Below are 20,446 nucleotides of genomic sequence, written 5' to 3' on the forward strand. Positions count from 1 at the left end.
GACTCTATCGACGCCCCGGGGTGCGCGACCCGGGGCGCACGCGTCACGCGGGGACGGTGATCGTCAGGTTGGCGACGAATCCGCTGGTGACGCTGCCCGTGACGGTGGCCATCTCCCGGGCGGCGAGGTCGTCGCGGAAGACCATGTCGGTGGCGAGGCTGATCCGGCTCAGGTTCGTCACGCTCTGGCTGTAGCCGGTGGTGGCGTACACGGCTTGCGAGACGCTCTGCGGCAGGGCGATCTGCGAGGTCTTGACGATCTGCCCGGCGGCGGTGGTCGCGGCGGCGAGCGACCGGTAGACCTCGAAGTGGATGTGCGGCCAGCGGCCCGAATAGCAGCCGGGGTAGATGCTGGTGAAGGTCACCGTGCCGGACGAGTCGGTGGCCTGGATGCCGCGCAGGTAGTTCTGGTTGGTGACGCCGCTGGAGTAGAGCGAGTAGCGGCCTTCCCGGTCGCAGTGCCAGGCGTAGACGGCCGCGCCGACCAGCGGTGCGCAGCTGAGGTTCTGCACGGTGAGCGAGAACGTCAGCGGGATGCCGGCGGCGGTGCCGGACGCGGTGCCGAAGGACGAGCGGATGTCGTTTCGGACCACGCCGGACAGGACCCGGACGTTCGGGCCGTTGCTGCCGTCGGCCGGGTAGGGTCCGGCGGTCTCCGACTCGACCTCGGCTACGCAGGCAGCGGTGGCCTCGTCGCCGGGCACGACGAGCGAGCCGCCGACGGCCGCGGCCAGCCCGACGCCGCCGATCGTGGCGAGCATCCGGCGGCGGGACATCGTGGCCAGGTCGAACTGCAGACCCTTGTCGTGCACGGCGCGCACGTACGCGTCGTTGTCCTCGTACATGAGGGCTCCTCCTTCACTGCGGCCCCGGTCCGGGCGACCGGAACTCACGAAAGGGAGAGCCAACCATCGATGTCTTGAGGTTCCATAGGCACATCCTCAAATTTCCATATCGCATTGGTTACGACAGCCCTAGATCCACCTACGCCGTGGTAAGAATTCGTCCACGTGGCCACGTGTGAAATTTTCACAACATCGACTCGTATCGTGAAGGAGTCACCATGCTCCGGGTCCTCCGCCGGGCAGTCACCCTGCTCGGCGCCCTCGCCACGGCCACGGTCCTCTCACTCGCGCTCGCCCAACCGGCGCACGCCGCGACCTTCCTCACCCACGCCCAGGCCACCGCACAGCTCAGCGCGGCCGGGATCACCTGGTCCTCCAGCGGCAACTGCTCAAACCGCAACGTCGCGACGTGCACGTCGTTCGACCAGATCCGTCAGTCGACGATCAGCGGCGTGGTGACCTTGCGCAACTACACCGGCTGCGCCATCAACGTCACGGCCGGCACCGAGACCGGCCACTCGTCCGGCACGTACAGCCACTGGAACGGCTACAAGGTCGACATCAGCAAGTACAGCTGCATCAACAACTACATCACGTCGACCTACACGTACGTCGGCTACATCTCCGGCTGGGGCTACCAGTACCGCGCCCCGTCCGGAAACCTCTACACCGACGAGGGCAACCACTGGGACATCCTCTACTACACCTGCGGTTGCTGACAGCGGCGCCGGCGCGGCGGAATCCCCCCTCCGGCGCGCCGGCGCTCGATCCAAGCGGATGATTGACCCGGTACGCCGGACGCCTACGCTGTGATCGTCGAGTGTGGACTGAGGCCGGGGAGCCCGCGTGGAATCCGACGAGCAACCAGAATCGGGACCGTCGAGCATCTTCGGCGGGGTGACCCGGGTCATCCGATCCCACCGGGACGCCCCCGGGCAGTTGAACCGGCTGGCCGCAATCGCGGGCGTCATCGCCGTCGCGGTCGTGGCCACCATCGTCTGGCAGCGGATGTCCCCCGCCGACCCGGCCGCCTCCCCCACCGCGTACGCGACGACGGCGGGCGCCGAGGCGGACCTGCTGGCCGACGACCTCACCGCGACCCCGTCCGGCACGCCGAGCGCTTCGGGTTCGGCGACGCCGAGTACCACGGCGTCGCCGTCGAAGGCGGTCAGCCCCAGCCCGGCCAAGGCCAGCGGCTGGGCGTGCGCGCTACCGGCGTACCCGCGGCCGTCGTGCACGGGCGCGCCCGCCGGCGCCCAGCTGACCACCCGCTCCGGCGACGTCGTCGTGACCACCGCCGGTCAGGTGATCGATCGCCTGCACGTCACCGGCCAGATCGTCGTGAAGGCCAGCGGCGTCGTCGTCCGCGACAGCGAAGCCGACGGCGGCATCGTCACCGACGGCGGCTCTGTCTCCGTCACCGACACCACTATCGGACCGTCGTCGGGGTGTGGCTTCGCCGGGCTGCACGGCGGCAACGTGACCGCGGTGCGCGTACGCGTGCGGGGGTCGTCGCAGCCGTTCCGGGTGGATGGCGGCAACACCGTCATCCGCGACTCGTACGCGGCCAGTTGTGGCGACGACACGGCCGACGGCGTCGACTCCTATTGCCCCGACGGACCCTGTGGCAACGTGGTGCTCACGCACAACACGTTCGACACCCGAGCCGCCGCGGCCAACGGCGCGGTCTTCCTCGACAACACGAACCTGCGATCGGTGACCATCCAGAACAACCTGTTCGCCGGCGGCGGATACACCGTGTTCCTCGGTTACACCGCCGGCCCGGCCTGGAAGGTGACCGGCAACAAGATCGTCTCCGGCAGCTGGACCTACGGCCCCGTGTACGCGACCGGGCTCTGCGCGGGCAGCGCCTGGTCGGGCAACAGCCTCGTGAAGATCGACGACTCCTACCAGGTGACCGCGACGGTCTCCACCGCGGCCTGCTTCCCGTCGTGAACGCCGCTGCGGGCGACGGAACGCGAAAGAGCGCGGGACCCGGCTGCTCGGCGGAAGCATTACGCCGGGTCCCGCGCGTCTACACCCCGGCCGTCGCCAGCCGGGAAGCCGTGTCCGCGCCGCGATCCTCCAGCACCTGGCGCAGCTTGCGCAGCGCGTGGTGCGCCCGCGACTTCACCGTCCCGAGCGGGATGCCCAGCGCGCGGGCGGTCTCCACCGCGGTGAACCCGCGAAGGTAGAGGTGGACGATCACGGCCCGCTGATCGCGGCTCAGTTCCCGGACGGCGGCGCGGACGGCCATCGCGGTGACCATCTGCTCGGTGGTGTCGACGCCTTCGGCCGCCAGCCCGGTCGCCCCGACCTCCGTCGGCCGGGCCGACTGCGCCCGCCGGGCGTCGATGACCAGATTGCGCGCCACCCGGAACAGCCAGCCCCGGGCGAGTCCGCGTTCCAGGTCCAGCAGGCCGGCGTGACGCCAGGCCCGCAGCAGCGTCTCCTGTGCGATGTCCTCGGCCTTGCCGCGGTCGCCGCCGAGCTGGCCGACGAGGTAGCCGATCAGCACGGTGCCGTGCGCGTCATACAGGTGGTCGAGGATCGTGGCAGCCCGTGTCTCCTCCATGCCCGAAATCCTGCGACAGTCCGGATGAGGATTTCATGAAGCGACACGTGTCACTGTCTACGGATCCTCCTGCACCATCTGATCAGGGATGATGCGACCGTCGACCACCCGGTACGCCCAGATGGCGACGGACGCCGAGGAGATCTCGCCCCGGTTGTCGAACTTGAACGACTTCGTGATGCCGGTGCCGACGTAGGAGTCCACATAGGCCAGCAGAGAGGGCCGGGTGTGGTTGCCCGCGTTGATGCCGGCCAGCAGGATGTTTGCCGCGTCGTACGCCTCGGCGGCGTACGTGCCGGGTTCCCGGTGGAACTTGGCCCGGAAGTCGGTCAGGAAGCTGCCCTTGATCCGGTCGGGCGGCACGCAGGGGCAGGTGAGGATCGCCCCTTCGGCAGCGGCCACGCCCGCCCCCTCGACCAGCCCCGGATCCTTGACCCCGTCGGCGGCCACGAACGCCGCGCGTACGCCGCCCTGGCGCAGCTGCCGAAGCAACGGCGCGGCCTCGGCGTAGTAGCCGCCGTAGAACACCGCGTCGGCCTGGTTGGCGGCGACGTCGGCCACCTCGTGGCTGAAGTCGGTCTGCTTCACGCGTACCGACAGGCTCTTCACGATCACCCCGGCGAGCACCCGGCGCACCTCGTCGGCCAGCCCCTTCCCGTACGCCGACGAGTCGTCGATGACGATCACCCGCCGCGAGTTGAGCACCCGTTTGATGTACCGCCCGGCGGCCGGGCCCTGTTCGGCGTCGCTGCCCACCGCCCGGTGGAACACCTTCCAGCCCTGCTCGGCCAGGGCCGGACGGGTGGCGCTGGCGGTGATCGCGGTGACGCCGTACTGGTCGAGGATCGGCACCGCCGCCTCCGACTCCCCGGAGAACTGCGGTCCGACGACGCCCAGGATCCGGGGATCGTCGACGACCCGCTGCGCCACCTCGGGCGCGAGCTTCTCATCACCCTGTGAGTCGAATTCGGACAGTTCGACGGGACACGCCGCGTTGGCCGCGTTGTACTGATCCACCGCCATCCGTACACCGTCGTACGGGTGGCGGCCGAGATTGGCGTTGCCCCCCGACAGCGCGCCGAAGAAGGCGATCTTGTAACCGCAGCCGCCGGCGTCCTCGACCAGGCGCGACGGCGGCTGCGTACACCCGCCGGAGCCCAGCAACTCCATCGCCAGCAGTGCCGCCACGGCGGTACGCCGCGCTGCCCTCATCGATCCTCCCGGGCCGGTTACGAATGCCTCAACGAATACGGATCTGGCACACCCGCAGTTCTATCGGAATACTTCAGCCTCATGCGCGTACTCGTCGTCGAGGATGATCGCGACCTTCGCGAGGCGGCCGTGGCCGCCCTGCGTGCCGGTGGCCTCGCCGTGGACCACGCCGGCGACTGGCCACAGGCGGACCTGGCGCTCAGCGTCAACGCGTACGACTGCGTGGTGCTGGACAGAATGTTGCCAGACGGCGACTCCGCCCGGCACCTGCACCGCCTGCGCGAGCGCGGCATCCGGGTGCCGGCGCTGATGCTCACCGCGCTGAGCGAGATCGAGGAACGGGTACGCGGCTTCGAGGCCGGGGCCGACGACTACCTGGCCAAGCCGTTCGCCGCCGCCGAACTCGTGATGCGGGTGCGGGCGCTGTGCCGGCGCAGCACCGCGATGCTGCCGCCCGTACTGCGCGTGTCCGATCTGGAGCTGGACTGCGCCCGTCATGAAGTACGCCGAGCCGGCGTGCTGCAACTACTCACGCCGAAGGAGTTCGCGGTCCTGGAGCAGCTGATGAGCCGCGCACCCGCCACCGTCACCCGAGCCGACCTTCGCGAACACTGCTGGGACGAGCTGGCCGATCCGCTGTCCAATGTGGTGGATGTAGTGATCACCCAGCTGCGGCGCAAGCTCGGCCCACCCATCCTCATCCACACCGTGCGCGGGTCCGGATATCGGATCGGCGATGAATAGCGGCCGCCGTCGGCTGACCACAGCCGACCGGCTGCGCTCGCTGCGTATCCGGCTGATCGCCGTGTTCACCGCGATCACGCTGACCGGCGTCACCGGCATGGCGTTCGCCGGTATCCAGGTCGACGGCCACCAGCGTGAGCAGGCGTTGCTGGCCGATCTGCGGATCACGAGCAGCGCCGTGCTCTCCCTGATCTACCGCGAGGCCGGAACACTGCGGCTGACCGGCGTGGCCGACGCGATCGGCGACCGGGCCACCGGCGTCTACGTCTTCGAACGCCGCGGCGACGCGCTCGGCCCGGCGCTGGCCCGGCCCGGCCGCACCCAGCTCGTGCCGCTGCGCCGCCTCGAACCGGCCGCGTGGTCGAGCATCTCCGGCAACCAGAGCGTGGTCGCCAAGGCGACCGCGACCGACGGCACCACCCAGCAGCTGCTCGCGGTCGCCTTCGCCGTCGAGAGCGCGGGCCGGCCGACCGGATCGGTCGTCGTCACCATCGACGCGCAGGACTCCGAGGCCGCCCACACCCGGCTCGCGCTGACCCTCATCGGCGGCGGCATCGGCTTCGTGCTGCTCGCCAGCGCTGGGGCGTACCTGCTGGCGCGGCGCAGCACCCGCATCGCCGGAGCCGCCCTCGACCAGCAGGAACGCTTCCTCGCCGACGCCGCCCACGAACTGCGTACGCCGCTGACGACGATCCGGGTCACCGCCGAGGCCGCCCTCGTCGACGCCGACCATCAATCCGGCGCGCTGCGCAAGGTCATCCGCTCCGCCGACCGCATGACCAACTCGGTCGAGACCCTGCTCACCCGGGCGCGCATGATCGCCGGAACGCGCGAGCTGCGCCTGGAGAAGTTCCGGCTCGACCAGCTCGTCGCCGAGGTCGTCGAGGACACTGCAGCCGGCGCGCGGTCCGTCGATCTCGACGTGGAGGCCGTCGTCAGCCACGGCGACCCGGCCATCCTGCGCATGGCGGTGCGCAATCTCGTCGAGAACGCGGTACGCCACGGTGCCGTCGACGGGCACGGCGCGGACGTGCTGGTCCGCGTACGCGAAGGTGAGGTCGTCATCCGCGATCACGGCCCGGGCCTGACCTCCGGCGCGCCCGCGTTCGACCGGTTCACCAGCACCGCCCCGGGCAGCTCCGGGCTGGGCCTGAGCATCGCCGACTGGGCGGTACGCCTGCATCGCGGCCGGCTGAGCGTGGCCACCGATCCCGGGGGCGGCGCCGTCGCCCGCATTGATCTTCCCGAGTGAGCCGGCGGCGACTTGGCATGAACCTGCCGTGATCCGAGGGAGCCGTCGGTACGTATTCCCGCATGAGTCCACTGCCGTCCATCCCGACCGGAGGCTTGATCGGCCATGCATCCCACGACTGAGGCGCCCCGCGTCCTGATCGCCGAACGCAATCGGCGGCTGCTGGTCACGTTGCGCCGGATCCTGCGCAACGCCGGCTACGAGACGATCTCCACGAGCAACCCCGCGAAGCTGCGCAGCATGCTGTCCACCCAGCCGGACGTGCTCGTCGCCGAGGCCGACCTGATCCCCGGCCAGGAGGCGGCGATCCGGCGGCTGCTGCCCAAGTCCTCGATGACGATCGTCATCGCGCCGATGCCCGACGCGGCCGACGCCGTCACCGAGCAGCTGTCCGGCGCGGTCACCATGCTGCGGCCGCTGAGCCTGGCCGGCCTCATGGCGACCATCGAGGAACACGTCCAGCATCAGCGCGAAGAGGCCGCCGTCGGCTGAGCCGGCCGGGGCTAGTGGATCGTCAGCCGGCTGCTGACCTGCGCGTCGGTCGTGTTGAGTTCATCGGTGGCCACCGGACCCGTGTCGGCGAGTACGCGGTCGGCGTCGAGCATCTCCATGATCCGGCTATCGGCTTCCGCGGCCGTCTCCACCAGTTCGAGCACCGGCGGGTCGGCGTCGCCGATGTTCGCGGCCGCGGCGGCCGCCTGGGCGATGTACGCCGCAGCTTCGGCGCCTGCCCCGGCGACCTGGGCGGTGAAGGCCGCCACTGCGGCGTCCGCGCCGGGCAGCTTGACGGTGGTCGGATCAGTCATCGGTCACTCCCCCACATCTCCAGATTCACTCCGCGAGGAACGGCATCCGCTGCCGGAAGCGCCGCATCGCGGCGTCGAAGTCGCCGGACGCGTAGTCGTCGAGCGTCTCACCATCCACGTAGGGCGCGCAGATCTCCTTGACCCGCTCACGCGCCTCCCGCGACGCCACCTCGGTCGTCTCGACAATGGTCCGGGCCAGCTTGGCCGAATCCGCGGTGTGATAGATCCGCGCGTCCAGCACCAGGTCACGCAGGTGACCGTCGCTGCCGACGGTGGCTCGGACCAGCCCGTCGCGGGACTCCGCGGTCACCTCGACCGCCTGGATCCGCTCCTGTAGCCCGTCGAGCGCCCCCGACATCTGCGAGAGCCGGTCGTCGAGCCGCCGGGCCTGAGCCCGCATCGACTCCAGCATCTCCTCGCTGATGCTCATGGCTGTGTATTCTACAGTGGATGACGACGGCTCAGGCATTGCTGCTGCTGCCGATCGGGCAATTCTGTGGCGTCTCCGGCCCGCCGGACGACCCGGCCACCCGCTACCCGATCCGGGTCGGCGATCGGATGATCGAAGTGGACGCCGGCCTCTTCACATTGTGGGCTCGGGCGCACGGCGTACCAGGGGAAGAAGGCTGGACCGGCGCGGAGCTGGACGCGCTGCTGAGCGAGGGTCTGGCGGCGAGAGTCGAGCCGGACGACGAGATCGGCTTCGCGCACCGGCACCGTCTGGAGCCGCTGGTCATGGCCCTCGGCGCGGACGGCGACCGATTCGTGCTGGGCCTGCCGGGTACGCCCATGGTGTCGGTGTCCGGGCCGATGTTCGCGGTGTGGGCCGCGGCTCCCGCCGAGCCGGACCTCTGGTCGGTCTGCCTGCGGCTGGCGGCCGAGACGTCGGTCGAACCCGCGACTCTCCTACCAGGCCTGCTCGACGGGCTGCGTCCGCTGATGGCCGCCGGAGCGGCCTACCTGGACCGGGTGATATGACGACGACGGTCTGGCCGATCGGCCATTACCTGGGTGAACACCCGGCGGGCGAGACGATGGACGGCGGTCACCACGTACGCGTCGGATCGCAGACGATAGTGCTGAACGCCACCGAGATCGCCGCATGGGCCGCCACGAGCGGCACCGAGCACGACCCGGCCGAGCCGTTGCTCAAAGCGCGGGGACTGATCGTCGTCGTCGGCATCGAGTCCAGTGTGGCCTTCGCTGACCGGCATCGGCTGCGGCCACAGTTGAGCGCCATCGGACATCCGCTGGGCGAGGCCGAACCCCGCTTCGCCATCGGCCTCGGCGGAACCGCGACAGCGCTGGTGGACCCCTTGTTGCGCGACCTCTGGCGCTGGTCGGGCGCGACGAGAACACTGTGGACGTTGTGCCGCCGGCTGCGCCCCGACGCGCCGGAGCACGTCCTGGCCCACTTTCTCCTGCACGGACGCGAACTGTTCCAAGCCGGCGCGGCCTATCTGGACGTCGCCTGACCGGTGCTTCGCCGCCACGTCTCCAGGAATCCGTCCTCAGCCCCGTATGCCTCGTCCTCCAGCGGCCCGGTCAGCGAGGTGACGCGACCGTCGCGGAACTGCCGCACATGGACGCTCTCGTGGCCCAGCGTACGCACGAGGGTCTCCTCGTCCTGGAACGCCGCCGGGCCGAGCTGGACGCCGAAGACGTCGGTCCGCGCGACCGCGCCCATGTAGTCCAGGTACGCGAGGTCGTCCGGCGCCTCGGCCACCTCCACCGGCACACCGCCGAAGTCCACTCCGGCCAGCGAGGCATAGTGCTCGATCGTCTCCGCCGTCCGGGGCAACCCGACCCCCAGCGCGACGACCTCCTGATTGGACAGCTTGCCGCTGCGGGACCAGAGGCCGGGAGCGGACTGGCGTAGCCGCTCCAGCGCGTCCAGCTCGGCAGCCTCGGCCACCGTCCGCCGGGTCTGGGCCCGAAGCTTCTGATGCCGGTCGGCGAGGTCCCGGCGGATCTGGTCGGGCAGCGTCAGATCAGCCGGCCGCGCGGTGCCGTCCGGCCGCAGCATCGGAGCGACGGCGGGCAGGTCGAGATGATCGGCGACGCTCTCACGGGTCAGCCAGCTCACCGTCGTGGTGGACCTCAGCTGTCGCCAGGTCCGGCGTGGCCGGAACGGGGCGGTCAGCAAGCGCAGGAACGGCTTGAGGCTGAACGAGCCGACCGCGACCGAGGCGTTGGGGTTGGTTTGCAGCCCGGCCCGGTCGTTGCCCTGGGTGAACGGATCGTGCCAGTTGTCGGCGTACTCGTGGGCCGGCGTGGCCGGGTCGTCGTGCGTCCGCGAGACGTCCCAGCCGAGCCGGTCCGGCCCGTCCAGCCAGGGCGTGTAGCGGTGGGAGTAGCCCACCTCGAAGACGAGTGGCTGGACCGCCCAGTCGGCGCTCTGGAAGCCCTTCATATAGCCCCACAGTGCCCGGCGTAGGTTCCACATCGCCCGGAGCGGATGGCCGTCGGCGACCGTACGCCGGTAGTCCTCGCCGATCTCCTGGATCCGGGCCATCATCGCGTCGTGGTCCTGGCTCGTCGAGATCGGCGATCCCTGACCGCCGATCCACAGGTAGAACGAGGTGATCGGCCGTCCCGGCGGCCCGATCTGGAAGTCGATGAACGTGCCGGTGAAGGTGTAGAACGTGAAGCTGTGCCGCCGGGCCGCCTCATACGCCGGATCAGTCTGACCACTCAGCACGCCGTCGCGAAGACTGACCGCCCGCACGGTGGTGCGGCCGGTCTCGGCATCGGTGTTGCCGAACGGCAGCGGGGTGCCGATGCCGCTGCTGTCCTTCACGGAGAACCTCATCAGCGGCAAGGTGTTGGTAAGGAAGCCCGCGATCGCGTTCAGGGCGTCCAGGCCGAGGTGACCGGACAGCGGGAACAGCCACATCGGCGGCGGCCCGGCCGGCCCGTAGGGTCCGGTGTTGTTCTCCTTCCAGGGGGTGAAGGTCGAGAACCGGACGCCGCCGAGACGATTGACGGCCCGGCTCGTCGACGTCGTCGTGTAGGGCACGACACGATGACTGCCGTCCGGAAGGCGTACGACGGTGACGCCGGTCTTGGTCGACAACGCGCTGACCCGCCACATCCGCTGGTACCGCAGTTTGCCCGTCAGCAACGCGAGCGACCGCTTCGTGACGAACTTGGGCGCCCACATCAGGGTCCGCAGTGCTACGGCGAGCGCCCGGCTCGGCGTACGCGCGACGACGTCGGTCCCGAGGCGATCGATCCGGAAACGGGCGGAGGCGATCCGGCGTTCCAGCCAGTCGGCCCGGCGACCGGCCAACCGGCGTACGCCTGGATGCAACGGCTGATGCGGAGGCGCGGTCAGCGACCCCGCGGACTCGAAGCCGACCGGCAGCTGGACGGTGAAACGCCGCCGGCCACGAGCCGCCGTATGCCGAGGGCCGCCGGCCGTCACGGACTGCACGGCAGACTCGATGACCGGCGAGAACCGCAGCAGATCGTCCAGCCGTTGCGCCACCGCCGGACGGACGAGCTTGGCCAGGATCTGGCGGCGCAGGCCGGCCTGCGGCCGGTTGGCCTGAGCGCCCGCCCGGTCCAGCAGGGTCAGCAGGTTGCGTAGCGCGAGCGGATCCGTCAGATGTTCGGCCTGCCATTCGATCTGCGCGGCGAGCCCGACGTCGGCCGGGCTGACTCCGTCTAGTTCGGACCGGAGCCGCCGGGTCAGCTGATGCTGACCGAGCAGGTCCGCCGGACGGGTCGGCCGCGCATGGTCGACCCGGCTGACCGTCTCCAGGCCTTGGGCCACCGCCCCGGCCAGCGCCAAGGACGCCGGTTCCGGCTTGATCGAGGCGGGCAGCGTGACGGTGACGATCCGCTCTGCTTGGTCGATCCGCAGATGCGCGGACGTCTCCGACGGCAGCGTCCCGGTCCTCGTCTGAATCGTCACCGGGCTGGTCAGCCCGGCGTGGTTCACGGTTGCCGTGACTCCACCCGCGTCCTGGCGTACGGCGGCCACGGTCGCGCCCCGTCCCGTGAGCATCGCGGGCAGGGCCTTGGCGATGTGCTGGACCAGCGCTGGGCCGGTCAGCTCCGGTCCGGTCGCGGTGATCTCGGGAATCGACGGCATGTCCGTCACCAGGCCCGGCGAATGCCGGTCGAGCAGGATGTCGGTGACCGCTTCGGCGGTGACGCGGCGCTGCTCGGCCGCCCGAGCTCCGTCGGCCGCCAGGCGCTGGAAGTAGTCGGTGATCTCGGCGACGGGCGAGCCGAACCTGGCCACCACAGCCTGTGCGGCAGCCGCGGCTGACGGGCCGAGCGCCTCCGTGAGCAACCGCTGCACAACCGCCAAGCGCTGCTCGAAGGCCGGCTGGTCGCCGCGCAGCCCCAGTTCCTCGATCAGAGCGTGCGACTCGGCGGTCACCCGTGCGCGTACCGGCTGCGGAACGCCAGGAGTAGCCGCGGGCGTGGCGAGCGCGGCGCCGATCGCGGCCAGCCGAGCCGACCGCGCGAGCAGGCTGACATTCCGCTCACCGCGGTGGGCCAGCGAGGTCGCCTGCACCGCGCCGACGGCTTCGGCCAGATCCAGCCGCAGACTCTGCCGGTCGAGCCGCCGAGGGTCGAGCCGGATCTCCCACGCCGTTCCGCCGGGCCGGGGCGGGCGCACTTCGGCTGCCGCCCCGCCGCGCGTACGGGCGACCCGGACGCGGAGGTCGAGCGGCTCGGTGCGCGCGGGCAGGTTCACCGTGACCGTGCCGTCTGGACGCGTGGTCGCCGTCCCGCCGAGATCGACGACCGCTTGCAGCAGTCCAGCCGTGGCCGCCGCCGACCGCTGCTTCGCCGGAATCGCGTGGCGTCCGCCGGGCAGGGCCTCGTTCCGGCCGACGCGGTGACCGACGACGGAGACCTGACGCGGCACCGGTCCCGCCATCGGCCGGCCGAAGTCTTGGCGCGGCACGGGCGCGATCGTGACGTCGTCGACATACGCGGCCCGCTGGTCCAGGTCGCGAACCACCTGGACCACGACCTCCACCACTTGATCGGTGCCCGAGGCATCCACGAACCGGCGCTGGAACAGCACATGAGCGTCGCCGCCGCTGTTGTCTCGCAGATACACCTGATCCGGGCGACCGATCGTCTGGCCGACGACGCCACGGGCGGCCGCCACGAGATCGGCTGGGTCAGGCCGAGCGCCGCCGCCACCGAGTGCGTGCAGCGCCGGACCCCAGCGAGCCAGCATCGCCGCCTCCCGGGTCGCGGTGCCGAACCGCAACTGGGGGCCGGCTGCCTGAAGAGCGGCGCGCAGCGACGCGTCCAGCCGGTCGGCCGAACCGCTCAACCGGGGCAGCGTCACGTCCCTCGGCTCGTCGGCGACCACCGTTTCGACGCCCGTGCGCGCCTGACCGGCCACCGTGACGAACGCGGACTCGAACCTGTGCGTCGCACCGTCGACATCGCTCCGTCCACTTTCGGCAAGCGACCGTTCCGACGCCGAGCGCAGCACCCGAGCGGCGTCCACCACGTCGAGCAGCTCATCCGGATCCTGACCCCGAGCGGTCAGATCCTCGTCCGCGGCCAGCAGCGTCGCCACCGTAATCGATGCCGAACCGTTCGACAGCAGCGCGGAAAGCCGCTCCCCCGGCTGATATCCGGATGCTGACTCGGCCGCGTACAAGCGAGCCAGTGCGGCCGCAGCGGCGGGCAGCCGGGAAACCGCCGACTCCAGCCGACGCCGCACCCGCACGGCCTCCGCGCGATCCCGCTCCACCAGCCGCGCCGCCGCGTCCCGGACACTGCGGAACCCGGTCGCGCCAGGCTCGCGATTCGCGCGCAAGGTCTGCGCCACGTCCGAGACACCGACATAGCTGTACGCCTGAAGCACTTCCAGGTAGCTGTCATGCGTACCGGGGTTGTCGGGGTGGAAGTGCTCACTGCCGAGCCGCACCTTGGCCAACTCCCCGGCCAGGGCGGCACTCGTGACCGGGTCACGAAGATCGGCGTCGTGCGCGACCGCGATCCGGAAACGGCCCGCGTTCTCCTCCAGACGCGCCAGGCTCTGCTTCGGGAGGACGGCGTACTCGACAACGACTGACCGAGTGGTGTCGGCGTCGAACTCGACGACCAGGTCGGCTCCGGTGAGCCGAGTCGTCGCACCGAACGCCGTGGTGACGAGATCCTCGACGAGCTGAACCGCCTCGGCGTCCGTCCGCTGCGGATAGCCCGGCGCCGGATCGTCGGCGAACGTCGAGGCGAGCGCGATCGTCCGCGCGACCGACGCCGGATCGCCGGTGAGATCGGTCGCCACCTGATCGGGAGTGACCACCGCCCGCTCGTACGCCGACCGCCAACCCGACCGTTGCAGCAACCGGAGGAACGCGTCGACCTCGGCCGACCCCGTCGGCGACCGGAGCAACCGCGCCCAGCGGACCGGGGTCTCCCCCGGCCGAAGACCCAGCTCGGTCAAGGAGGACTCGATGTCGTCGAGCAGATCCGCCGGCGGCGACCCGCTCGCCCGGATCAGCTGATCGACCCGGATACGCAGGTCATCGGTACCCGAACTCCAGCCCGCCGCCAGCACGTAGGTCAGCTCACTGCGTGCGGGTGCGGCCGCGGCCCGCCCCTGGTGGTCGAGCACGATCGCATGGATCTCCGCGCCGGGCGGAATCGCCGGGCGCTCCACCGATCCGGTCGCCGCGTTCTGATGATCGGCGTAGTAGGGACGGCCCTCGTGCAGGTACACGTTGTATCGGTGAGCAACCGCGCTGCCGGCCGGGCGTACCAGGACGGCGGCGGCCGGTCCGGTGACGACCCCGTGCTCGTCGGCGACCGCCGCCAACCGGGCCTCGACCTCGGCCAACCCCGTCATCGGCGCGTACGCCGACCCCGCCCAGGCCTCGGTCCGCCCGACGGGGATACCGGCACGGCCGGAGTTCACCGCGGCGACCACCGGGCGTCCGTACCACGTGGACAGACCGGAGTTGCCCGCGTCGTCGCAGTTCAGCGACCGGCCGGTGACTGTCGGGCCGCCGTCGTTGACATATCCGACCCAGACCCCGAGCGGATCCGGATACCGCTGTGGCCGCCCGGCGTCGTCCCGAGGCAGCGCCTGCCGCAGATACTGCTCGTCGGCCGGACTCGCCGGAGCTTCGTCGGCCGTCCGCACATCCTGCACCGGTACGCCGTCCCCCAACCGCAGCGCCGAACCTGATTCGTGCGGCGCGCCAGCCTCCGCACGCACCTCCGCCTCCACCGGCGTCGCCCCCTGGCTCGGACTCGTCGCCGGGTTCGGAGCCGGCGTCGGGGTCGGGGTCGGGGTCGGACTTGGGTTTGCGCTCGGCGCCGTGGTCGGAATCGGGCTCGGATCCGCGGTCGGATCCGCGGTCGGGCTCGCGCTCGGGCTCGTGGCCGTAGTCGGGCTCGCCGCGTTTTCCGAGGTGGCACGGGGTTCCTGCCCCTGCGAGGGGACGTTCTCCCGGGTAACACGATCGGCACTAGGCCCCTGCTCGCGCAGCCCCCGTACCACCGCGCTCGCTGACCCGTCCGGTCCCGGAGCCGCCGTGGCCGGGCCCGCGCTCGTCCCACCCATCTTCGGCGCAGCGCCCGTGCCAGCCGGGCTTGCGCCCACCGCGCTCGGGCCCGATGCCGCCCCGGGAACCGGCGAACCCGGCGTCACCGCGCCCGGCTCCGCCACGCCCGGCCCCGCCGCACGCGGCCCGGCCGTTCCAGTGGCTGCCGCGCTCGACCCCGCAGCTGAGCCGGCTCCCGAAGAAACGCCTGTTCCGCCCGTGGGTGCAGCCGCAGTCGAGCCCGGGCTCGCCACAGCCGATGGACTAGCCGTCGGTTGCGTTGCCCCCGCTGCCGCCGATGCCGGGCCAGCCGCTGTGGGACTCGGACCAGTCGCCGTCGACACTGGACCACCGGTTGTCGAACCCGGGCCAGCCGCCGAGCTGGGTCCTGCCGCACTAGCGCCGATCGAGGAACCGGCACCCGGGGCGGTCGTACTCGAACCGGTGGTACCCAGCGTCGCCGACGTCCCCGGTGTCGTCGTGCCCAGCGGCGTCGCACCCCGCCCGGCCGACGTCCCAGCACCCACCGTCCCTGACGGAACGGCTCCGGGAGCCGGAACACCGGTGCTCGCCGTGGTCGGCCCGGCCGACGGCGACCCGGCCGAGACGGGCCCGGACGCAACCGGCGCCGACGCCGCAGGCACGGCCGGGGCAGCGACAACAGGCGCAGCCGCAACAGGCGCGGAGGGCGCAGGCACAACAGGCGCGGACGCCAGCGGAGCGGATTCCGCGATCCGCCCGTACACCCCGTGCGCGGCGTTCCCGATGAGCATCCGTGGCCCGCCGGTCAGGGCCCCGACGCCGAACCGGGTCAGCCCGGACAGCGAGAGGTCCACCGACCAGTCGCCGTTGACCGCCCCGTTGACGGCGTAGTTCGTGACCTGGTTGACGGTCTGGAAGTGCAGTCCGCGTACGCCGCTTTCGGCGACCCAGCGGGAGACGCTCCAGTCGCGCATCCGGTCGGCGACCGGGCCTCGGGTGGCCGCCCAGTGGAACAGCGGGCTGAACGGCCGGTTCAGGCCGCGTCCGACGAGTCCGCCCACGCCGCCGCCGAGGGCCGAGAGGCCGAGGCTGCGCCAGTCGAAGCCTTGCCGGGTGCCGTTGACGTTCTGGATGCCCTGGGCGAGGAAGTCGGGGATGACCTCCTGGACCGCCTCTTCCAGGATCTCCTTCACGATGCCTCGGATGCCGGCCAGGTCGCGCATGAGCGTCTCGAACAGGCGGGCCCCGATGGCTCGCGCCACGGCGATCGGCCCGGCGCCGGCCAGTGAGCTGACGCCGCCGGTGAAGATCGCCGAGATCAGGATGATCATCAGTTCGACCGCGCACCACAGGACACAGAGGAGCAGCGACAGCTTCTCCGCGCCGACCGCCAGCGCGGCCTTATCCATCTGCTCGGCGACGGACCGGTGCCGCTGGACGATGTCGGGTACCACGACGTCGAGCTTGTAGCGCCACCGCCGGACGAACTCCTCGCCGGACGCGCCGCGCCACAGCGCCTCGATGTCGCTGACCGAGCCCGAGAACTGGTGTCCGGAGCGCTCCAGCAGGTCGGCCAGGTCTTGCCGAGCCTTCCCGTAGGCGCGGAGCGCGTCCTCATTGGTCCGCGGCCAGGTGGACCCGCCGCCGACCAGGCAGACCAGGTCCCAGACCCAGCGCAGGAATCCGTCTGACGGCGGCTCAACGGCCACGGCGGGGCCCTCCCCGGCGGTCCCAGAAGTCTATTGTAGATAGATGGTCTTGCGGCGACTGCTCGTTCCGGCCGTTCTGCTGGCGATTCCGGTCTTCGCCGCCGATCCCGCGACCGCTGCGGGGCCGTGCGGCTACCAGGCGCCGCCGAGCCCCGGTCCCGTCGTCAGCGCCCCGTCCTGGGAGCAGCGCTGGCTCGATCTCGGCCGCGCCCACGCGTTCTCCACCGGCGGCGGCGTACGCGTCGCGATCGTCGGCACCGGCATCGACGCCAGCCATCCCCAACTCGGCGCTGCGGTCGCCACCGGCTGGGACGTCACCACGAACAAGCCCGGCGCGCGCTTCGACTGCAACGGTCACGGCACCGCCCTCGCGAGCATCGTGGCCGCGCGGGCCAAGAGCGGCTCCAGTCTCGTCGGTGTCGCTCCCGCCGCGACCCTCGTCCCGATCCGCGTCACCGACGCGCCCCCCAGCGCCGAACGCCCGGTGACCCCGGCCCGGCTCGCCGCCGGAGTCCGCCAGGCGGTGGCGCTCAAGGCCCGCGTGATCATCATCGGGTACGCCTTGAGCAGCGACGACGCCGGCATACGAGCCGCCGTGGCCGACGCCGTCCGCAAGGACGTCCTGGTCGTGGCGGCGGTCGGCGACAACCTGCCGAAGCTGACGTTCCCGGCGGCGTACGACGGAGTCATGGGCGTTGGCGCGATCGGCACGGGCGGGCTGCTCCTGTCCGGTTCGGCAGTCAATTCCAAAGTCGATCTCGTGGCACCGGCCGAGAACGTCGTCGCGGCGGCACGCCGGTCCGGGCACCTCACCCTGTCCGGTACGCCGGTCGCCGCGGCCGTCGTGGGCGGCGCGGCCGCGTTGCTGCGGGCGTACCGTCCGAACTGGACAGCCGCGCAGGTCGCGCAGCGGTTGACGGCGACGGCCGACGGCGGCTTCGGCGGTGGTCACAGCGCCGCGTACGGCTTCGGCACGGTCAATCCCTATCGAGCGTTGACCGAGGAAGCCGCCACCACCGGGGCGAGTCCGTACTGGACCCCCGCCCCGGCGGCCCTCGGCCACGCTCCGCCGCAGCCCCAGTGGCCGGACGGGTGGCGCCGGGCGCTCGCCTGGGCCGGTGGCGTCGGCGTCCTCCTCGTCGTGTTCGCGGTGCTCGGCGCGGCGGCGCCGGTCATGCGCCGACGCCGCCCCGACCGGCTCAGCTGAACGAGCTGCGCGTACGCGCGATGGCCTCCAGGTTGCGTTCCTCGGCTTGGGTGAACTTCTGCCCGGAGTGCAGGATCGCCCCGGCGAAGTCCTGACCGACCCCGTGCAGCTGCTGCGCACCGGCCTGCCACTCGGTCTGGAGCTGCGCGTACGCGGTCTTGGACGCGCCGTCCCAGGTCTTGATCCGGTCGGCCATGAAGTCCTCCAGCCCGGACAGCCGGCCACGCATCTCGTCGAGCATCGCCTGGAACTGGTTCGACGCCGCGATCAGCTCCGCGATGGGCACGTTGAGCACGTTGTTCGTCATGGTCGTCTCCTTAGGAGTTGGTGAGGCCGGCGCTGACGTAGCTGAACGACGAGCCGGCCATGCCCGACGGCACGGAGGCGACGCCGTCGAGGACGCCGACGGTGCTGCCGTCGGTGCCCTTGAGGTCGCTGGAGATCTGGTTGTTGATCAGATCGGCCAGGCCGCCGAGCGCGGCGTCGATGTGGTGCATCGCATTGATGAACTTGGTGCGCTCGTTGGCGAAGGTGTCGCCGGACAGGCCCTGCCAGTCGATGGTCAGCCGCTTGAGGATCTGCGCGGCCAGGTCGTCGAGTTCCTGCTTGGTCTTGGCCGCGAACTGGGCGGCGTCCTGCATGTCGTTGAAATGAACTTTGACGATGTCACCAGACATCTGCCGCTGCCTTTCTCTTGGGTGGCTTGCTTACCTTGCGGGTGCCGCCTCAACCGGCGGCGAGTCGTTGGGCCAGAGTCGGCGGCGTCCGGCCGCGTTCCGGTTCGGTTTCCGGGGTGGCGGCCAGTGCCGTCGATCGGGGCGACGCGGGCTCGGGTGGTGGTACGCCGACGACCCGTCGCCGCTCGCCGAGCGGGATCGGCCCGGCCCGGGCCGCGGCGGCGACCACGGACGCCGACACCGGCACGCCCCGGCCGGTCAGCGTCTGCTGGACACTCATTGCCGCCTGCGGGGTCATCGCCGGGGCCGGGGTGGACACCGCCGCCGCCGGTCCGGCGGTGAGCACCTGTTCCAGGCCGCCCCGGGCCGACAGTGCCGCGATGTCCGCCGTCGCCGGTGGCGTCAACGGAGCCGGCGCGAACCGTCCCTCCAGCGCGGCCAGCTTGCGTTCCAGCGCCTCCGTCGCAGCCCGCCGCGCGATCACCGGGCGGGCGAGCTGCGGCGGCGTACGCCGGCTGCTGAGCGCGGGCACCTGCGGCGGAGCGGCCAGGATCGGCCCGGCCGGAAGCCGCCCGAGCAGCGTCTGCTGTGGACCGTACGCGGACGGCAGCCCCGTCAGCGTCGGCTGGTACGCGGTCGGCAGCAGGCTGGTCTGATCGGCCGGGGCCCAGCCCGTCGGCAGCCCGTTCAGCCCCCGGAAGTCCGCCGCGGACAACAGGTCGGGCGCCGGGTCGACGACCGGGCCTTGCGGCAGTTCGGCGAGCGGCTCGATCAGCCCTGGGGGTTGCGAGTCGGTCGGCGATCGACTGCCGAGCTGCTCCGGCGAGTACGCCCGCCACGGCTTGGCCGCGTCCGCGCCCCGATAGCGGGGCGGCACCGTGCCGGGATCGCCCAGCCACCGGGATCCGGTGATCAGATCGGCCGACAGTTTCTTGCCGACCGGCCGGATCTTCTTGGCGTACTTCTTGTTGAGCCGGGCGTAGATCTCGGCGGCCTGCTGCTCGTATTCGGCCTTGGTGTCGGCCTTGATCTTCTGCAGCGCTTCCTTCAGCTCCTTGCGGAACGCGGCGAGCAGTTCCTCCGCCCGGTCGCGTGCCTCCTGCACGTCGGCGGCCAGCTTCTCCAGGACCTCGATCCGCGTCTGGAGCCCGTCGATCCAGGTGTCGAGGGCGAACGAGTGCGCCCCGGCGAACCAGAAGTAGCGCTCCTGGGCCAGGCCGGAGTTCCAGGCCTCGCGGACGTATCGGGCCCGGCCGTCGACGATCTCCACGTGCCGCGAGAACTGACTCAGCACCCGCCCGTACGCGTCGGCCAGCCGCCGGGGACCGTTCGGGTCCTCGCTGAGGATCATGTCGACCATGACCTCGAAGCTTTCGATGCCGTCCCAGTCCGTCGTCTGCTGATCCGGCACCTCGAGCTGCTGCGCAGCTGTCGTCTCGTCGAACCCGAAGTAGTCCCGCCCCCCGTTGGGCGGACTCACGGAAAGAGCCCGTCCCGGGCCGTGGTCGTCAGGGACGTCTCGACGCCGTCCATGGTGTGGTCGGCGCCCCGATCGGCCTCGTCGTAGGTGTCGGCCGAGACGCCGACCGAGTTCCCGAGTGCGTACACGCCGTGCAGGACGTCGTCGGCCAGCGCGGACAACGCCGCGGTCTGCGTCTTGGCGGACTGGCCGAAGAACAGGCTCTCCAGGATCTTCGGATTCCCGGCGGGCACGTTCGCCGAGGCGTCGGCCACCGCGCCGTTCACGGCGGCGGACTCGAAGACGGCGAACTCGCCGCCCATCCCGCCGTACGCTCCCGGCTCGCCGACCAAGGTCTGGGCAGCGTCAGTCATCACCTCTTTCGAGGTGGCGATGGTCGTCTCCGCGATCTGTGCCGCAGACGCGTTCTCGTGAGGGATCATG

General features: G+C 71.2%; 18 protein-coding genes. 8 read left to right on the forward strand and 10 right to left on the reverse strand.

Annotation, left to right across the window (positions count from 1 at the left end; genetic code table 11):
* Nucleotides 1-43: 43 nt before the first annotated feature.
* Nucleotides 44-844: an intradiol ring-cleavage dioxygenase gene (locus AB0M47_RS04375; protein WP_363408202.1), complete on the reverse strand. Its 801-nt coding sequence runs from the start codon at nt 842-844 to the stop codon at nt 44-46.
* 218 nt (nt 845-1,062) lie between these two features.
* Here AB0M47_RS04375 and AB0M47_RS04380 point away from each other — a divergent pair, with 218 nt between their 5' ends.
* Both AB0M47_RS04380 and AB0M47_RS04385 read left to right on the forward strand, forming a co-directional pair.
* Entirely contained in the window at nt 1,063-1,563 is a 501-nt protein-coding gene (locus AB0M47_RS04380) for a hypothetical protein (protein WP_363408205.1), read from the forward strand.
* Nucleotides 1,564-1,690: 127 nt separating this feature from the next.
* Nucleotides 1,691-2,800, forward strand: coding sequence for a right-handed parallel beta-helix repeat-containing protein (locus AB0M47_RS04385; protein WP_363408208.1), 1,110 nt, complete (start codon nt 1,691-1,693; stop codon nt 2,798-2,800).
* Between the two features lie 79 nt (nt 2,801-2,879).
* Here the strand turns inward: AB0M47_RS04385 and AB0M47_RS04390 are convergent, their stop codons facing one another.
* A complete protein-coding gene (locus AB0M47_RS04390) occupies nt 2,880-3,419 on the reverse strand; it encodes a sigma-70 family RNA polymerase sigma factor (protein WP_363408211.1) in 540 nt (179 codons plus the stop codon).
* A gap of 57 nt (nt 3,420-3,476) precedes the next feature.
* Entirely contained in the window at nt 3,477-4,631 is a 1,155-nt protein-coding gene (locus tag AB0M47_RS04395) for a branched-chain amino acid ABC transporter substrate-binding protein (RefSeq protein WP_363408213.1), read from the reverse strand.
* Nucleotides 4,632-4,712: 81 nt separating this feature from the next.
* On the opposite strand from AB0M47_RS04395, the gene AB0M47_RS04400 reads away from it, so the two are divergent.
* From AB0M47_RS04400 to AB0M47_RS04410, 3 genes are all read left to right on the forward strand, one after another.
* On the forward strand, nt 4,713-5,375 hold the full coding sequence (locus tag AB0M47_RS04400) for a response regulator transcription factor (protein ID WP_253754600.1): 663 nt from the start codon (nt 4,713-4,715) through the stop codon (nt 5,373-5,375).
* Nucleotides 5,368-6,627, forward strand: coding sequence for a HAMP domain-containing sensor histidine kinase (locus tag AB0M47_RS04405; protein ID WP_363408217.1), 1,260 nt, complete (start codon nt 5,368-5,370; stop codon nt 6,625-6,627). The genes AB0M47_RS04400 and AB0M47_RS04405 overlap by 8 nt, the downstream gene beginning before the upstream one ends.
* A 105-nt stretch (nt 6,628-6,732) precedes the next feature.
* Nucleotides 6,733-7,119: a hypothetical protein gene (locus AB0M47_RS04410; RefSeq protein ID WP_363408219.1), complete on the forward strand. Its 387-nt coding sequence runs from the start codon at nt 6,733-6,735 to the stop codon at nt 7,117-7,119.
* An 11-nt stretch (nt 7,120-7,130) separates the two neighbouring features.
* On the opposite strand, the gene AB0M47_RS04415 is transcribed toward AB0M47_RS04410, so the two are convergent.
* Together AB0M47_RS04415 and AB0M47_RS04420 are read right to left on the reverse strand one after the other, a co-directional pair.
* Complete coding sequence (locus AB0M47_RS04415; RefSeq protein ID WP_363408222.1) at nt 7,131-7,433, reverse strand: hypothetical protein; 303 nt, start codon at nt 7,431-7,433, stop codon at nt 7,131-7,133.
* A 25-nt stretch (nt 7,434-7,458) separates the two neighbouring features.
* Nucleotides 7,459-7,863: a YbaB/EbfC family nucleoid-associated protein gene (locus AB0M47_RS04420; RefSeq protein ID WP_363408225.1), complete on the reverse strand. Its 405-nt coding sequence runs from the start codon at nt 7,861-7,863 to the stop codon at nt 7,459-7,461.
* Nucleotides 7,864-7,883: 20 nt separating this feature from the next.
* On the opposite strand from AB0M47_RS04420, the gene AB0M47_RS04425 reads away from it, so the two are divergent.
* Together AB0M47_RS04425 and AB0M47_RS04430 are read left to right on the forward strand one after the other, a co-directional pair.
* The gene (locus AB0M47_RS04425; RefSeq protein ID WP_363408228.1) at nt 7,884-8,411 is read left to right on the forward strand and encodes a hypothetical protein; all 528 of its coding nucleotides are present in this window, start codon (nt 7,884-7,886) and stop codon (nt 8,409-8,411) included.
* Nucleotides 8,408-8,908, forward strand: coding sequence for a hypothetical protein (locus AB0M47_RS04430; RefSeq protein WP_363408231.1), 501 nt, complete (start codon nt 8,408-8,410; stop codon nt 8,906-8,908). The genes AB0M47_RS04425 and AB0M47_RS04430 overlap by 4 nt, the downstream gene beginning before the upstream one ends.
* Here the strand turns inward: AB0M47_RS04430 and AB0M47_RS04435 are convergent.
* Nucleotides 8,890-16,659 (reverse strand): hypothetical protein, encoded by a 7,770-nt coding sequence (locus tag AB0M47_RS04435; protein ID WP_363408234.1) that lies wholly within the window; start codon nt 16,657-16,659, stop codon nt 8,890-8,892. The genes AB0M47_RS04430 and AB0M47_RS04435 overlap by 19 nt on opposite strands.
* 43 nt (nt 16,660-16,702) lie before the next feature.
* On the opposite strand from AB0M47_RS04435, the gene AB0M47_RS04440 reads away from it, so the two are divergent.
* On the forward strand, nt 16,703-17,866 hold the full coding sequence (locus AB0M47_RS04440; RefSeq protein ID WP_363408237.1) for a S8 family serine peptidase: 1,164 nt from the start codon (nt 16,703-16,705) through the stop codon (nt 17,864-17,866).
* Here the strand turns inward: AB0M47_RS04440 and AB0M47_RS04445 are convergent.
* Genes AB0M47_RS04445 through AB0M47_RS04460 form a run of 4 tightly spaced genes read right to left on the reverse strand, consistent with a single transcriptional unit; the run spans nt 17,859 to nt 20,445 of the window.
* On the reverse strand, nt 17,859-18,173 hold the full coding sequence (locus AB0M47_RS04445) for a WXG100 family type VII secretion target (RefSeq protein WP_363408240.1): 315 nt from the start codon (nt 18,171-18,173) through the stop codon (nt 17,859-17,861). The genes AB0M47_RS04440 and AB0M47_RS04445 overlap by 8 nt on opposite strands.
* A gap of 10 nt (nt 18,174-18,183) precedes the next feature.
* Nucleotides 18,184-18,543, reverse strand: a complete 360-nt coding sequence (locus AB0M47_RS04450; protein WP_363408243.1) for a hypothetical protein — start codon at nt 18,541-18,543, stop codon at nt 18,184-18,186.
* A gap of 49 nt (nt 18,544-18,592) precedes the next feature.
* The gene (locus AB0M47_RS04455) at nt 18,593-20,023 is read right to left on the reverse strand and encodes a hypothetical protein (protein WP_363408246.1); all 1,431 of its coding nucleotides are present in this window, start codon (nt 20,021-20,023) and stop codon (nt 18,593-18,595) included.
* Nucleotides 20,020-20,445 (reverse strand): hypothetical protein, encoded by a 426-nt coding sequence (locus AB0M47_RS04460; RefSeq protein WP_363408249.1) that lies wholly within the window; start codon nt 20,443-20,445, stop codon nt 20,020-20,022. Before AB0M47_RS04460 ends, AB0M47_RS04455 begins: the two co-directional genes overlap by 4 nt.
* Between the last annotated feature and the right edge of the window lies 1 nt (nt 20,446).

It is taken from the genome of Hamadaea sp. NPDC051192 (assembly GCF_040682475.1).
Lineage (GTDB): Bacteria > Actinomycetota > Actinomycetes > Mycobacteriales > Micromonosporaceae > Hamadaea > Hamadaea flava.

Bases quoted from the DNA above. Each gene is read 5' to 3' on its own strand.
- AB0M47_RS04405 (WP_363408217.1), top strand. From the start codon at position 5,368: ATGAATAGCGGCCGCCGTCGGCTGACCACAGCCGACCGGCTGCGCTCG.
- AB0M47_RS04460 (WP_363408249.1), bottom strand. From the start codon at position 20,445: ATGATCCCTCACGAGAACGCGTCTGCGGCACAGATCGCGGAGACGACC.
- AB0M47_RS04395 (WP_363408213.1), bottom strand. From the start codon at position 4,631: ATGAGGGCAGCGCGGCGTACCGCCGTGGCGGCACTGCTGGCGATGGAG.
- AB0M47_RS04380 (WP_363408205.1), top strand. From the start codon at position 1,063: ATGCTCCGGGTCCTCCGCCGGGCAGTCACCCTGCTCGGCGCCCTCGCC.
- AB0M47_RS04430 (WP_363408231.1), top strand. From the start codon at position 8,408: ATGACGACGACGGTCTGGCCGATCGGCCATTACCTGGGTGAACACCCG.
- AB0M47_RS04410 (WP_363408219.1), top strand. From the start codon at position 6,733: ATGCATCCCACGACTGAGGCGCCCCGCGTCCTGATCGCCGAACGCAAT.
- AB0M47_RS04425 (WP_363408228.1), top strand. From the start codon at position 7,884: ATGACGACGGCTCAGGCATTGCTGCTGCTGCCGATCGGGCAATTCTGT.
- AB0M47_RS04440 (WP_363408237.1), top strand. From the start codon at position 16,703: ATGGTCTTGCGGCGACTGCTCGTTCCGGCCGTTCTGCTGGCGATTCCG.
- AB0M47_RS04445 (WP_363408240.1), bottom strand. From the start codon at position 18,173: ATGACGAACAACGTGCTCAACGTGCCCATCGCGGAGCTGATCGCGGCG.
- AB0M47_RS04390 (WP_363408211.1), bottom strand. From the start codon at position 3,419: ATGGAGGAGACACGGGCTGCCACGATCCTCGACCACCTGTATGACGCG.
- AB0M47_RS04420 (WP_363408225.1), bottom strand. From the start codon at position 7,863: ATGAGCATCAGCGAGGAGATGCTGGAGTCGATGCGGGCTCAGGCCCGG.
- AB0M47_RS04415 (WP_363408222.1), bottom strand. From the start codon at position 7,433: ATGACTGATCCGACCACCGTCAAGCTGCCCGGCGCGGACGCCGCAGTG.
- AB0M47_RS04375 (WP_363408202.1), bottom strand. From the start codon at position 844: ATGTACGAGGACAACGACGCGTACGTGCGCGCCGTGCACGACAAGGGT.
- AB0M47_RS04400 (WP_253754600.1), top strand. From the start codon at position 4,713: ATGCGCGTACTCGTCGTCGAGGATGATCGCGACCTTCGCGAGGCGGCC.
- AB0M47_RS04450 (WP_363408243.1), bottom strand. From the start codon at position 18,543: ATGTCTGGTGACATCGTCAAAGTTCATTTCAACGACATGCAGGACGCC.